At 59.3% G+C, this 13513-nt stretch carries 13 protein-coding genes and 4 pseudogenes; 12 read left to right on the top strand and 5 right to left on the bottom strand.

All coding sequences use genetic code 11. The features are described 5' to 3' along the window. Positions 1–19: 19 nt before the first annotated feature. The 5 genes and pseudogenes from AC0V60_RS03015 (at position 20) to AC0V60_RS02995 (ending at position 3092) form a co-directional block, all read left to right on the top strand. Positions 20–454, top strand: a complete 435-nt coding sequence (locus AC0V60_RS03015) for an HPr kinase/phosphorylase (protein WP_486177068.1) — start codon at positions 20–22, stop codon at positions 452–454. Positions 455–477: 23 nt separating this feature from the next. Further along, positions 478–1418, top strand: a pseudogene (gene rapZ, locus AC0V60_RS03010) (RNase adapter RapZ). Between the two features lie 125 nt (positions 1419–1543). Then, the gene (locus tag AC0V60_RS03005; protein WP_486177067.1) at positions 1544–2002 is read left to right on the top strand and encodes a PTS sugar transporter subunit IIA; all 459 of its coding nucleotides are present in this window, start codon (positions 1544–1546) and stop codon (positions 2000–2002) included. 9 nt (positions 2003–2011) lie between these two features. Further along, positions 2012–2290, top strand: a complete 279-nt coding sequence (locus AC0V60_RS03000; RefSeq protein WP_486177066.1) for an HPr family phosphocarrier protein — start codon at positions 2012–2014, stop codon at positions 2288–2290. A gap of 12 nt (positions 2291–2302) precedes the next feature. Then, positions 2303–3092 (top strand): annotated as a pseudogene (locus AC0V60_RS02995) (TrmH family RNA methyltransferase). 241 nt (positions 3093–3333) lie between these two features. On the opposite strand, the pseudogene AC0V60_RS02990 reads toward AC0V60_RS02995, so the two are convergent. The 3 genes and pseudogenes from AC0V60_RS02990 to recR all read right to left on the bottom strand — a co-directional run bounded on the left by AC0V60_RS02990 (position 3334) and on the right by recR (position 6486). After that, a pseudogene (locus AC0V60_RS02990) lies at positions 3334–4802 on the bottom strand (DNA recombination protein RmuC). A 275-nt stretch (positions 4803–5077) separates the two neighbouring features. Further along, on the bottom strand, positions 5078–5638 hold the full coding sequence (def, locus tag AC0V60_RS02985) for a peptide deformylase (RefSeq protein ID WP_486177065.1): 561 nt from the start codon (positions 5636–5638) through the stop codon (positions 5078–5080). A 251-nt stretch (positions 5639–5889) separates the two neighbouring features. Then, a complete protein-coding gene (recR, locus tag AC0V60_RS02980) occupies positions 5890–6486 on the bottom strand; it encodes a recombination mediator RecR (RefSeq protein WP_486177064.1) in 597 nt (198 codons plus the stop codon). A 53-nt stretch (positions 6487–6539) separates the two neighbouring features. Here recR and AC0V60_RS02975 point away from each other — a divergent pair. The 5 genes and pseudogenes from AC0V60_RS02975 to AC0V60_RS02955 all read left to right on the top strand — a co-directional run. Further along, a pseudogene (locus AC0V60_RS02975) lies at positions 6540–7012 on the top strand (methionyl-tRNA formyltransferase); the annotation flags it as partial. 33 nt (positions 7013–7045) lie between these two features. Further along, complete coding sequence (locus tag AC0V60_RS02970) at positions 7046–7510, top strand: methionyl-tRNA formyltransferase (protein WP_486179416.1); 465 nt, start codon at positions 7046–7048, stop codon at positions 7508–7510. Further along, positions 7507–8271, top strand: a complete 765-nt coding sequence (gene truA / locus AC0V60_RS02965; RefSeq protein WP_486177063.1) for a tRNA pseudouridine(38-40) synthase TruA — start codon at positions 7507–7509, stop codon at positions 8269–8271. The genes AC0V60_RS02970 and truA overlap by 4 nt, the downstream gene beginning before the upstream one ends. Positions 8272–8273: 2 nt before the next feature. Next, entirely contained in the window at positions 8274–8663 is a 390-nt protein-coding gene (locus tag AC0V60_RS02960) for a hypothetical protein (protein WP_486177062.1), read from the top strand. A 21-nt stretch (positions 8664–8684) separates the two neighbouring features. Next, positions 8685–9797 carry a zinc-binding dehydrogenase gene (locus AC0V60_RS02955; RefSeq protein ID WP_486177061.1) on the top strand — a complete coding sequence of 371 codons (1113 nt, stop codon included), beginning with the start codon at positions 8685–8687 and terminating at the stop codon, positions 9795–9797. A gap of 160 nt (positions 9798–9957) precedes the next feature. Here AC0V60_RS02955 and AC0V60_RS02950 read toward each other — a convergent pair whose 3' ends face one another. Together AC0V60_RS02950 and AC0V60_RS02945 are read right to left on the bottom strand one after the other, a co-directional pair. Continuing rightward, positions 9958–10962 carry an asparaginase gene (locus tag AC0V60_RS02950; RefSeq protein ID WP_486177060.1) on the bottom strand — a complete coding sequence of 335 codons (1005 nt, stop codon included), beginning with the start codon at positions 10960–10962 and terminating at the stop codon, positions 9958–9960. Further along, entirely contained in the window at positions 10959–11315 is a 357-nt protein-coding gene (locus AC0V60_RS02945) for a MerC domain-containing protein (RefSeq protein WP_486177059.1), read from the bottom strand. The genes AC0V60_RS02950 and AC0V60_RS02945 overlap by 4 nt, the downstream gene beginning before the upstream one ends. 101 nt (positions 11316–11416) lie before the next feature. Between AC0V60_RS02945 and AC0V60_RS02940 the strand changes: the two genes are divergently transcribed. Both AC0V60_RS02940 and AC0V60_RS02935 read left to right on the top strand, forming a co-directional pair. Then, positions 11417–12193: an ABC transporter ATP-binding protein gene (locus tag AC0V60_RS02940; RefSeq protein WP_486177058.1), complete on the top strand. Its 777-nt coding sequence runs from the start codon at positions 11417–11419 to the stop codon at positions 12191–12193. Continuing rightward, the gene (locus tag AC0V60_RS02935; protein ID WP_486177057.1) at positions 12190–13500 is read left to right on the top strand and encodes an ABC transporter permease; all 1311 of its coding nucleotides are present in this window, start codon (positions 12190–12192) and stop codon (positions 13498–13500) included. The genes AC0V60_RS02940 and AC0V60_RS02935 overlap by 4 nt, the downstream gene beginning before the upstream one ends. The last annotated feature ends 13 nt before the right edge of the window (positions 13501–13513 follow it).

Below are 13513 nucleotides of genomic sequence, written 5' to 3'. Positions count from 1 at the left end.
TGCATGAGTGAGGGACAGGTTGACTGAAAACGCCGGTACAGTGTTCAACGCAAGCGTGGTCGCCATCGGCGAGTTAGCGCTAGCCTTCGAAGGGCCGCCGGGTAGCGGCAAATCCTCGCTCGCCCTCGCCCTGATCGACCGGGGCGCGTTGCTGATCGGCGATGATGCGGTCCGTTTGACGCGGGCAACCAGCCATCTGCTCGCAAGCCCGCCGCCCAATATCGAGGGTCTCTTGGAACTGCGAGGGGTCGGGCTTTTCAGCTTTCCTTTATCCCCGCCCCGCCCCCTATCTCTCATCTTATCCCTCGGTGCGCAGGACGAACGACTGCCTGAGGCTATACCGCAAAGGTCGCTTCTCGGGCTAGAAGTGCCTTGCATACCGTTCCATCCCGGCTCAATAACCCCGGCACTCAGAGCAGAAATGGCTCTGTCGAAACACGGGCTCCGATTTTGACAAGGCGAAAGAGGTAAGCACGCATGGCCGCCATTCCCATCTCCTCTGATCAGAGCCAACAATTGCTCTTGGTGACCGGCCTCGCCGGGGCTGGTAAATCGACCGCGCTTGATGTGCTTGAAGATTTGGGATGGGAGACCATTGATAATTTTCCCATCCGCATGCTCGAACGTCTGATCGGAGAGCCGAATGAGCACAGCGCCTCCAGCGATCAAGGAACCCGCGCACCGCTGGCAATTGGTTTCGATTCCAGAACACGCGGATTTGTACCCGGTGAAATCATCGCTCTGATTAAGCAGATGGCGCAGCGCAGCGATCTGGCGCTCACCTTTATGTTCATCGACTGCAAAACGAGCGAGCTTGAGCGGCGCTATAACGAAACCCGGCGCAGGCACCCGATGGCTCAGGAACGCACCGTACAAGACGCCATCGCCGCAGAACGCGAGCTGCTTGATCCGCTGCGGCGCTGGGCTGAAGTGGTGATCGACACCAGCGAACAAACCGCCCACGATCTCCAATCGCGCGTTCGCGAACTTTTCAGCAAAGAGCATCAGGCCGAGCCCAGCATCACGGTTTCCAGTTTCGGTTTTGCCCGCGGCATGCCCCCGCTTGCCGATCTCGTGTTTGACATGCGTTTCCTCGACAATCCGCACTGGGTTGATGGACTGCGCGAGAAAACAGGGCTCGATCCGGAGGTCGGCTCCCACATCAAAACAGACCCGGCATTTGGCGAGGTTTTCGGGCAAATAAAATCGCTGCTGCTCACGGTTTTGCCCAGATATCAGGCGCAAGGCAAAGCCTATGTCCATATCGCTTTTGGCTGTACCGGGGGAGACATCGCTCGGTTTTCACCGCCCAAAGCATGGCCGCAGCCTTGCGCGAGGCTGGCTTTTCACCCACAGTTCAGCATCGCAATTTAAAGTCACGGGTGGCTGATACGCTTGAGGGCACCTATGAAAATTAGTGCCAAGGATTGCATTAAGGACTTGCATCATGGCCTCAGGTTGGTGTTAGGCCCCGGCTGGGTTTAGCAAACACGCCTTGGTACAAACGAAACACGCCTTGGTACGAACGGACGAATTTCGAAGAATGATCGGCTTGATCCTCGTAACGCATGGTCGCTTGGCCGACCACTTTGTCGAAGCAATGGAACACGTTGTCGGCGAGCAGTCTGCTGTCGAAACCGTTTGCATCGGCCCCAATGACGATATGGAACAGCGCCGCAATGACATTGCCGCAGCGATCGGTAACGTCGATATGGGGCGCGGCGTCATAATTCTCACCGATTTGTTTGGCGGCACTCCATCGAATTTGGCGATCAGCCTGCTGGATGCTGGCCGGGTTGAGGTGATCGCTGGCATCAACCTGCCCATGCTCATCCGTCTGGCCGGAGCGCGCAAGAATTTGAGCGTTGTCGAGGCCGTTGAGGCAGGTCAGATCGCAGGCCGCAATTACATCACTATCGCCAGCGAACTTCTGGGCGCAGATGCGGGACCAGAAGGCCGAACCCAGTCCAAGCCTGCTCGCGCTGCCAGCGGCGGGAGTTAGGCCGGGGCAATGGGGGAGCTTCGACAGACCGTCACCATCGTAAACCAACGCGGGCTTCATGCCCGGGCGAGCGCGAAATTTGTCGGCGCTGTTGCGGCATTGCCTGAAGGGGCGATGGTCAAGGTTGCCAAGGACGGCAACGAGGCGGCGGGCGGATCTATTCTCGGCCTGATGATGCTGGGCGCTGCTAAGGGCAGCGATATTGAGCTTATCGTGGATGGTACGGGCGCTGATACCGTCCTTGCCGAGCTGGTGGCGCTCGTTGAAGACGGCTTTGGCGAAGACTGAGTTAGCCCCGTAATGCGCAAGCATATCTCTGGTTTCTCCAATCCGGCGGTTAAATATCTGCGCTCGCTGCGCGAAAAGCTGCGCAAACGCGCCGGGCAATTTCTGGTTGAGGGGCTGCGGCTGCTCGAGGACGCACGCTCCAGCGGATTTGTTCCTACCACTCTTGTGATGGCCGAGGGGCGCGATACCCATCCGCTTATCGAGCGGCTCGAAAACGAGATCGAAGCCGCAGGCGGCGAGGTGATTATCACCCCCTGACATCCTGTCGAAGATCACGGGCAAGTCCAATGCGCAAAGCGTTGTTGGCGTGTTTGATGAATTCGATACCTCACTTTCTGGTCTAGACCGGGGCGCCTCCAACATCTGGCTGGCGGCGCAAGACCTGCGCGATCCGGGCAACCTTGGCACCATGCTGCGCACAGGCGATGCGGTGGGCGCTGGCGGGCTCATCCTTATCGACGATTGCGCTGACCCGTTCAGCGCCGAAGCTGTTCGGGCGAGCATGGGCGCGGTGTTCACCCAAGGGCTGGCGCGGGCGCGGTGGGATGAGTTTGTGCCTTGGCTGCGTTCGGGCGCGGGCCAGCTGGTGGCGGCGAGTTTGCGCGATGCGGTGCCTTACCGCGGTGCTGCGTATCAATCTCCTTGTTTCATTCTCGTGGGCAACGAATCTCAGGGCCTTCCCGAAGCTTACGAAGCCGAATGCGACCTTCGCGTCACCATGCCAATGAAAGGCCGCGCGGATTCGCTCAATGCGGCCGTTGCGGGGGCGGTTTTGGCGTATGAGGTGCTCGAGGCCGTTTGAGCAGCGCCTTGTTGGACTTAAGGAACACCGCTGTGCCTTAAATCCCTACTGAATACCCGCTTACCTATTGTATTCCCTCAATTTTCATGTTGGAGAATAAGGGACAGTTAGAAACAGGGCGGTACCGGATTTCCTTATGAGCGGGGCTTTCGGATTTGGGCTGACAAAAGCCTTACCCCATAGGCCGGGGGTAGGAAACTGACCGTATTTGAGGCCGGTTCGAGCCCCATTTTAACCCCGGCTATTCGCCCGCTTCAAGCTCGCCATCAAGAGCAGGCAATGCGCTCGCCGCTTCGCTTTCGTCGCTAACACCGGCGGCATCTGCCGCATTGTAGCGCGGGGTGTTTTCCACCAGCGGCACTTCCTCGATCTCGCGCTTGCCGATTTCGACGCCTTTTTCTGCGAGACGCTTGCCGGAGGAGAGGACGTTGCGTTCAAAGCTGCCGACGAATTTGTTGTAATTGTTGACCGCTGTTTCGAGGCCTCCGCCAACCCGCTTGAGATGCGAGGCTGCGGTTTCGAGGCGGGTGTAAAGTTCTGCGCCCATTCGCCCGATTTCCTGAGCCTCTTGGGCAAGGCCGTCTTGCCGCCAAACCTGCGCGACCGTGCGTGCGATCGCTACCAAATTGGTCGGCGTTGCGAGAAGCACGCGCTTGTCGAAGGCGAAGTTCCAAAGGTCCGGGTCGGCTTCGAGGGCGGCGGCTACAAAGTGCTCACCCGGCACAAACATCACCACATAATCGGGCGATTCTTCGAATTGCGACTGGTAACTCTTAGCCCCCAGAGTGCTCACATGACCGCGCATCGAGCGCACGTGGTTCGCCAGCGCCGCATCACGCGCCTCGTCGGTTTCGGCCTCAAACGCTTCTTGGTAGGCATTCAACGAAACCTTACTGTCGATCACCAGCATTTTGCCGCCGGGAATACGCACAATCGCATCGGGGCGAAGGCGGCCCTCCTCGGTGTCGATGGACTGCTCCATCTGAAAATCGGTGTGCTCCGCCAGCCCGCATTGCTCGAGCAGGTTTTGCAAGGCTCGCTCCCCCAGCGCCCGCGCGCTTTGGGCGCGTTGGTGAGCGAATTGCCCAGACGCTGTGCCTCGCGCCGGACTTCTTCTTGGCCCTCACGCATGGATTGGATGAGGCCGTGGAGCTGGCCGAACGCATCGGTGCGCTTGGCCTCTAGCTCGCTCACCTGCTTTTCGTAATTGGCAAGCTTTTCGCCCACCGGATTAAGCAGCGCCTTGATCTTAGCCTCGCCCGCCTCTTCCGACTGGCGGAAGCGTTGTTCGGCGCGTTTCAGGAAGTCGTCTTGGTTCGCCTTGAGAACTTCTGCGCCGGTCGCCTTAAACTCTGAAAGCATGGCGGTGCGTGCATCAACCAGCGCACGCTTTTGCTCCTCATGCGCTTTTTCGCGTTCGGACGCAGTGGTTTCGATCTGCGTCAACCGCTCTGACAAGGCCATGCGTTTGGTGCGTTCATCATTGCGCTCTTGCTCAAAGGTCGCGGCCTGCGCCGCCCTCACCTCAGCGGCAGCAAGCTTTGCGTTAGCCTCGCCAAGGCCCGCCTCAAGTCCGCGCGATTGCCCCTCGCTCGCGGTAAGCCTTTCGCGCAAATCGGCGATAGGCCGCGAGGCAAAGAACCACCCCGCCCCGCCGCCAAGCGCCAAGCCAATGACCAAAGTGATGATAAGAAGAATCGCATTTTCCATGCCTGCTTATAGCATGGAACATAAACGGAACACTAGCGCTTTGTTGGATATCCCCTGAATAGTGTCGGGGACAGTTGCAAGCGAAATCCGTGCACTTCTGAAAACTGATCCGAACCGATAAATGGATCCCGGATCAAGTCCGGGATGACGAAGAGGGAGAGGGAAGCGCAAGAACGGCGCGAAGCGTCGCAAGCACGACCGTGCACCCGCAGCGGGGGCAGCTTGCCTGCCCGTCTAGCGAGGATGAAGGCGCGGATGCGCCTTCGCAAAGCAAACTACGCAGCGCGCAGTTTTTTGAGCTTCTTCAGCATCATATTGCGCTTGAGGCGCGAGAGGTGGTCGATGAAGACGATGCCTTCGAGGTGATCCATCTCGTGCTGGATCACTGTCGCCCACATGCCGGTCATGTGCTCTTTGTGGTGATCGCCATCGAGGTCTTGGTACTCGACCATACAGGACGCGGGACGGTCCACATCGGCGAAAACCTCTGGCAAAGACAGGCAGCCTTCCTGGAAGGTGCTCATTTCTTGCGGCTCGGGCGTAATCACCGGGTTTACGAAAACGCGCGGGGCTTTTTTGATGGGCAGATGCTCGTTGCCGTCCTCGTCAACCTCAGGCTCTGCGTCCTCATCGGGTTCTTGCAGGTCGATGACGAGCAAGCGCTTGGGGATGGCGATCTGGATGGCGGCAAGGCCAATGCCGGGGGCGTCGTACATGGTCTCGAGCATGTCGTCGGCGAGCTGTTTAAGCTCGTCGCCAAACTCATGGGGTTCGACGGGCACAGAGACTTGTTTGAGCCGGGGGTCCGGCACTTCGATGATTTCGCGGATAGCCATGAGCTCGATTTAGGGCGGCTGGGTAGGTTCTGCAAGCGGAACACTTCGATCAGGGTGATCGGGGGTTTCGTGGGATGCCCACCCCGCTGCGACTAGGCCAGCAAGCTGGCAAGTCTCACTGCCCCTCGCGCAGGCGGGAGGGGGTTGTTTGGCGCTCGGTTACTCCCCTCCCGCAAGCGGGAGGGGCAATGAAGCTTAGTGAACCGCAGGTGAGCTTAGCTGCAATGGGGTGGGCCTATCCCACAGGCCGCCTAACCCACAGGCCTTCTCGCCCGCAGCGCCTGTGCCAAAGTGCCTTCGTCGAGGTAATCGAGCTCCCCGCCCACTGGAAGGCCGTGTGCGAGCTGCGTGATGCGCACTTTGTGCTCCTCCAGCCGCTCGGCGAGGTAGTGGGCGGTGGTTTGCCCTTCGAGGTTGGCGTTCATGGCGAGGACCACTTCATCCACCTCGCCTTCCGACACGCGCTCTATGAGCGAGGCGATGTTGAGGTCTTCGGGGCCGATGCCGTCGAGGGCTGAGAGCTTTCCGCCCAGCACATGGTAGCGCCCTTGGAACAATCGCGCGCGGTCCAGTGCCCAAACGTCCGCCACATCCTCGACCACACACAGCGATTTCGCATCGCGGCGCGGGTCAGCGCAGATGCCGCAGGGGTTCACGGTATCGACATTGCCGCAGGTTTCGCACTCGACCAGCGTTTGCGAAATCGCGTCGAGTGCCTCGAGCAAGTCCGGCAAAGCGCGCTCGCGGTTCTTGACCAACCACAGCACAGCCCGCCGCGCGCTGCGCGGGCCCAGACCCGGCAAACGCGCCAATGCGCTGGATAAAGCTTCGATCTCTTGCGATGCCATGTGGGGAGAGATAGGGCGCTTGGTTCAATTCACAAAGGTTTCGAGTGCCCCTTATGCGCATAGTTTTTATGGGAACGCCCGATTTTGCGGTGCCTGCCTTGGCGGCCCTGCACGAGGCGGGCCACGAAATCGCCTGCGTCTACACCCAGCCGCCTAGCCGTTCGGGCCGTGGTAAAAAGCTGCGCCCTTCCCCTGTTCAGGCGAAGGCGGAGGAGATGGGGTTTGAGGTGCGTCATCCCAAATCTTTGCGCGGCGAGGAGGCTAAAGCTGAGTTTGCGGCGTTAGAGGCTGATATTGCCGTGGTGGCCGCATATGGGCTGATCTTACCCCAGGCCGTGCTCGATGCGCCAGCGCATGGCTGTCTTAATATCCACGCCTCGATCCTGCCGCGCTGGAGGGGGCCGCGCCTATTCACCGCGCGATTATGGCGGGGGATGAAGAGACGGGCGTGACCATCATGCAGATGGAAGCGGGGCTCGATACTGGGCCCATGCGGCATATCGTGAGGACGCCGATTGGGGCCAAGACAACGGGCGAGCTGTTCGGTGAACTTGGGGAAATGGGCGCGAGTGTGATGGTGGAGGTTTTGGCTGACCTTGAGGCCTATCCGCCTATCGCCCAAGATGATGCCCTCACCACCCATGCAGCCAAGATCGACAAGGCCGAGGCACGGATTGACTGGTCGCGGCCTGCGCATGAATTGGTGCGCCATGTGGCAGGATTAGCGCCCTTCCCCGGCGCGTGGTTTGAATTACAAAACGATGGGGGAGATGAGCGGGTGAAGCTGCTTCTGGCTGAGGAGATTGAGAGTCCTCGCGAAGGCGGGGACCTCCTGCCATCCGATGGAGGCTCCCGCCTGCGCGGGAGCTCACAATCAGGCGAAGTACTTGACGATCAATTCACCATCGCTTGCGGCGAAGGCGCGATCCGTCCGCTCAAGCTCCAGCGCGCAGGCAAACCCGCGATGAACCGCGAGGACTTTTTGCGCGGAAGGCCGATTGCGGCGGGGACCGTGCTTAAGTGACCCGCCCAAAAACCAGATACGCCCTCACCATCGAATTCGACGGGACGCCTTTCCACGGGCTCCAGCGGCAAAAGCATGGGCCTTCGGTTCAGCAGTCGGTCGAGGATGCGCTTCACCGGATAACGGGTGAGGACGCGGTGCTGCACAGCGCCGGGCGCACCGATGCTGGCGTTCATGCTTTGGGGATGCGCTCCCACGTTGATCTTGAGAAAGACATCGACCCGTTCCGCCTGTCCGAGGCGATCAATGCGCATCTTCGCCCGGACCCTATCGCCATTCTCGATTGCCAGATTGTGCCCGATGATTGGCACGCGCGCTTTAGCTGTGTGGAGCGGCGATATGTCTACCGCATCTGCAATCGGCGTGCGCCGCTGACCTTTGCCAAGAACCAGGTTTGGCATGTCGCACAGCCGCTCGACCACGAGGCGATGCACCGGGCTGCGCAGTCGCTGGTCGGGCGTCATGACTTCACCACCTTCCGCTCCGTTCAATGCCAGTCGAAAGACCCGGTGAAGACGCTGGACCGCCTCGATGTGGAGCGAGAAGATAATGAAATTCGAATCTATGCCGACGCCCGCAGCTTCCTCCATCATCAGGTTCGATCCATGGTCGGATGCCTAAAACTGGTCGGCCAAGGGACATGGGACGAGGCACAAATCGGCCATGCCCTAGCGGCAAAAGACAGAGCCAAATTAGGACTTAACGCGCCGCCACAAGGGCTCTACTTTGTGGAAGCAATTTATCCGGATGAGGGTCTGTGAGAATGTCGAATTGGTACAAGATACCAACCGCATCAAAGATGAAAGACGGCGATTACCGCGCTGGTCTGAATGCCCTCAATATCGTGTTTGGCGCCGTGCTTGGTTTTGTCCTTGTCGGCGGGGAAAATCTCCCGATTTTCGACTTCGTGGCTTTGCTCGCGATCAGCGCGCTGGTGGTGATGATGATCCAGTCCATCGCGCTTAGCGAGTACACCTTATTCAGCGTGATAGTCACCGCGCTTTCGATCTACCTCTTGCCTGACTTGGCTGAGGAGTGGTTCTCACTGACAAAAGTTCCCAAACTGCAACCCACGCTAGCGATATGGGCGGTCATGGCGACACTGCTTGAGTTGTCACCCAGAGAACGTCCCGCCGCTACCCCAACCGAATAATTCAATATTGGAGAGAAATTCATGACCACCGGCAAACAGCTATTCACGACGCTTTCAGCAGAAGGCAAACTCACACTGGAGGTCAGCGAAGAAACCTTCCCGGAGCCCAAGGGCAATCAGGTTCTGGTCAAGATGGAGGCAGCCCCAATCAACCCATCGGACCTTGCCATTCTGACGAGCGCGGCTGACTTTGAAAACGCCGAATACTCAAGCGGCAAAGTCGTCGCTGACATGCCTGAGCCTTTCCTTTCGGGTCAGCGCGGCCGTCATGGTCAGCGCCTCGAAGCCGGTAACGAAGGTGCTGGCACGGTTGTCGCCACCGGTGACAGCGATATGGCCAAAGCCCTTATGGGCGCGCGCGTCGCATGCGTACCAGGCCATGCGTTCAGCCAATACGCCATTGCCGATGCGATGATGTGCCTGCCATTGGGTGATCATTCGAGCGAAGCGGGCGCGTCCAGCTTTGTGAACCCCATGACCGCGCTGGGCTTTGTTGAAACCGCTAAGATGGAAGGCCACGATGCGATCATCCACTTGGCCGCTGCGTCGAACCTAGGCCAAATGCTCAACAAAATCTGCCAGGAAGACGGCATGAAACTCGTCAACATCGTGCGCCGTCAGGAACACGTTGACCTCCTCAAATCGCAAGGCGCGGCGCACGTCGTGAACTCATCGGACGACGATTACATGAAGCAATTGCGCGCCGCGATCACACAGACGGGTGCATTCCTCGGCTTTGATCCGATTGGCGGGGGTCAAAGCACTGACTATGTGCTCAAAGCGATGGAGCAGGTTGCAAGCTCGCAGATGAGCGAATTCTCACGCTATGGCTCGAACCAAGACAAGAAGATGTATCAATATGGCCGTCTGGACCTCCAGAACCCGACCATTTTGACTCCGTCTTATGGCCTGCAATGGTGTGTCGCCGGTTGGCTCCTGACGCCGTTCCTTGCGAAGGCTGGAATGGAGACGGTTGTGCGGATGCGCACCCGTGTGCAGCAAAATCTCGGCACGACATTTGCGTCGAACTACAAGGCGAAAGTCGACCTTGAGGGCATGCTCACGAAAGAAGCGATCCTCGACTATCGCCAGATGAAAACAGGTGAGAAATATCTCGTCACACCTTGGGGTTGAGGTAGCGCTCTAGCAAGCCCACCCCATTGCAGCTAAGCTCGCCTAGCGGCTCGCTAAGCTTCATTGCCCCTCCCGCTTGCGGGAGGGGAGTAGACTTGCCGAAGCCCAAACTCGTTTTGGGGTGAGGCTTCGTCGCAGCGGGGTGGGCAGTTTGGCACGATCATCCCCGATCAAACGCCGCCTGAATAGCGCCCGCATCGGTGATGCCGTTGGCAATCAGCACCATCAGCAAAACCCTCGCCTTTGCAGGCCCAAGCGCCCGGCCCGCAACAAAGCCATAGGCCCCGTCATCGACCTCAACATTGCGGTCCACCAGCCCCTCATCAACGCGGGCTGAGCGAACCACGGGCACGCCGCTTTTGATTGCCTGCCCAAGCGCATCCAGCACACAGCGCGGCGCATTGCCCTGCCCCATTCCGGCAAGCACAATGCCCTTGCACCCAATGCTGAGAAGCGCCTCAACCGGCTTTGCATCCATTCCAGCACCAGCAGTCAAGATCGCCACTCTGGGCAATGCGTCTGGCCAAGCATAACGCGCAGGCTCACCCACGCGGGTCGCCCCGCCAAACCAATCGAGGCTCGAGGGCGTCACCCGAGCAACCGGGCCCCTTGGATAGCCTTTGAACGCGTCTATTGCCGAGGTTGCGCTTTTGCGCACATCCTTGGCGGCAAACACGGTGTCGCCCATCACCAGCAGCGGCCCGCGTCCCCCGGCATCGGGGTCGCTGGCCACCCGCACCGCATTGGCGAAATTGCGCATCCCATCGGCCCCAACAGCGCCAGCAGGACGCATCGCGCCGACCAAAACCACTGGCTTTTCCGCCGCAAGTGTCAGGTCGAGCAGGTAGGCGGTCTCTTCGGCTGTATCGGTCCCATGAGTGATGAGAATGCCGTCAATCGCAGGGTCGTCTTGAGCAGTGACAATCTCACGATAAAGCGCGTTCCACACCGGCCAGCCCATATCCTGCGAACCGATTTGTGCGATGGGTTTGGCAATGAGATCAGCCCCAAGGCCAAGCCCGGCGATATCGCCCAGCATAGCCTCTAGCCTTACCTCGCCCGCCGCATAGGACGCGCCGGTTGCGCTCGCCGCGTTTCCGGCAATCGTGCCGCCAGTGCCAAGTACAAGGAGCCTTGGAGCCCGCCCGCCCAATTGCTCGCTCAACGCTCCTGCACCACGCGGCGGATATGAGCAAAGGCCAGCAGAACGCCGCCGATCACGGTCAAGATCGTCTCATCCGTGCCCAAAGTGTCTGCAAAAAGGCCGCCGATCAAAAATGCAATACCAAGCCCGGCTGGCACCAAGAACTGCACATTTCGTGCGGTCACATCGCGCACAGGCACGCTCGCTGAAATCACGATAGCGAGCCCTGCAAACAGCCAATGGATCCATTCCGCCTCGGCCACCACCGTCAAAAATGGCAACACGCTCGCCAACACAGGGATGGCAAGGCAGTGCACGATGCACAGGGCGCTAAGCGCAGTAGCGGCGCGGTCGCTCTTGACTGTAAGCTCCATGATATGTTGTATCATCCAAGTGAAAGACGATGCGTCTCTATGAGCCATAAACCGCAGCGTCAATCGCCAATGGCGCTCCCCTTGAAGCAAGGCGCAAAGAATTGCCAGCCCAAGCGTTCAATTGGGATCACTCATCGGCGGGCGCGCTACACACTATGCCTTTGACCCTGCATCACCGGGCCTGTACCTCTTGCCTCATGCGCTTGGCTGTAGACAATATCTGCCTCTCCTATGGCGGCTCAAATGCCAGCACATCCAGAAGCGTTGCGGCGGCGGGAGCAATTCTGGACGGTGCAAGCTTTACCCTTGAGGAAGGCGAACACGCGCTTCTGCTTGGTCCATCGGGCTGCGGTAAATCGAGCCTTCTCAACATCATCTGCGCCTTGCAAACTGCGGACAGGGGCAGCGTCACCTTGGGCGGCGAGGCTGTGAACGACGCGGTTCGCAGGCGTCATATGGGCGTTGTCTTTCAAACTCTGCGGCTGGTTTCTGCTCTCAATGTGAAGGGCAACTTGCTGCTTGCGCAAAAACTCTCCTGCGGCGCAACAGATGCGAAGCGGGTTGAGGCTATCCTTGACCAATTGGGGATTGTGCACCGCGCTGATGCTCGCCCGCATGAACTGAGCCAGGGTGAGGCGCAAAGGGCGGCCATTGCGCGCGCGCTCGTGACCTCGCCAAAGCTCTTGATCGCGGATGAGCCGACCTCTGCGCTGGACGCCGCCAATACTGAGAAAGTGGCAAGGCTGCTGATTGACGCGGCCAAGGACGCAGGCGCGGGTCTTTTGATTGCCACCCATGATGCCCGCCTGACTTCTCAATTCAATCGGACTTTGCACCTTTCAAAAGGCAAGGTTTCAAAAGGCAAGGTGGCGCTATGATCTCACTCGCCTTTGCCTATTTGCGCGATCGCCCGCTCACCGCCGCATTGAACGTGCTTTTGCTAGCGATTTCGGTGGCTATGCTTGTTTTGCTCTTGCAGTTTGGTGAGCAAGCGCGCGAGCGTTTTGAGCGTGACGGTGCCGGGGTGGACCTTGTGGTGGGCGCAAAGGGATCGCCCTTGCAGCTCATCCTATCCAGCATTTTTCACGTCGATGAGCCGACCGGCAATATCCCGGCGTCCAACCTTCAGAGCCTGCGGACAAACCCCGCCATCGCGCGCGCGGTTCCGCTGGCGCTTGGCGACAATTTTCGCGGTTTCCGGATCGTGGGCACGGATGAAAGCTTTTACGAGCTTTACGGGCTAGAGCTTGCACAAGGGGGCAAGCCGGGCGGCGCGATGCAGGTGGTCATCGGGTCATCTGTCGCAGAGGCGACGGGCGCTACTCTTGGTCAGGAATTCATCGGCAATCACGGCTTTGCAAGCACAGACGGGGATGGGGATGGCGACGGAGATGCTCAGGGCCACGATCACGCTCCGTTTGAAACCGTTGGCATTCTCGCGCCAAGCGGCACTGCCGCCGACCGCCTGATCCTGACCTCGGTTGAAAGCGTGTGGGACGTTCACGGCATCGCGCATGATCACCTTGAGGAAGCGCGCGGGGCGCATGAAGGCCACGATCATTCAGGCGAGCCCAAGGCCGAGAACATGCAAGCTCCCGGCCCTAAGTCGAGCCTCAAATCCGGCCCGAAATCAGGCCTCGCGCCCGACCTCACTGCCATTCTTGTCACCTATCGCAATGCTTCCGCCGCGATCCGGGTGCCTGCCATGATCAATCGCCAAACCGAACTGCAAGCAGCGGTTCCAGCGGTTGAAACGGCTAGGCTTCTTGAATTGCTAGGCGCTAGCCTTGACGGCATCCGCATCTTTGCATGGATGCTCGCGTTCACAGGAGGGCTCGCCATATTTGTAGCCCTTCTTAATATGGCGCGCAGCCGCGAGGGTGATCTTGCGCTGCTTCGGGTTATGGGAGCCTCCCCCGTTCAGGTCTGCGCAACGGTCATTCTGGAAGGGGTGATCACGGCTGCTATTGGCGCAGGCGCGGGTTGGATTGGCGCTCACGCTCTTATCGCGGTTGCCAAAAGCCAGTTTGCAACCCTTGCGGATCTTGGCCTGACCGCATGGGCACCGGTATCGTCAGAAGCGCTGCTCATCCTGGCAGTCATCGCCATCGGCGCGCTCGCTGCCTTGATCCCGGCGCTGGCCGTTTATAAACTCGATCCTGCACGCATATTGGCAAGGCATTGAAAATTGGCGAGAC

Source organism: Erythrobacter sp. S259, from assembly GCF_057364965.1.
The sequence above is the reverse complement of the archived record's forward strand: the minus strand, read 5'-3'. Positions and strand labels throughout refer to the sequence as shown.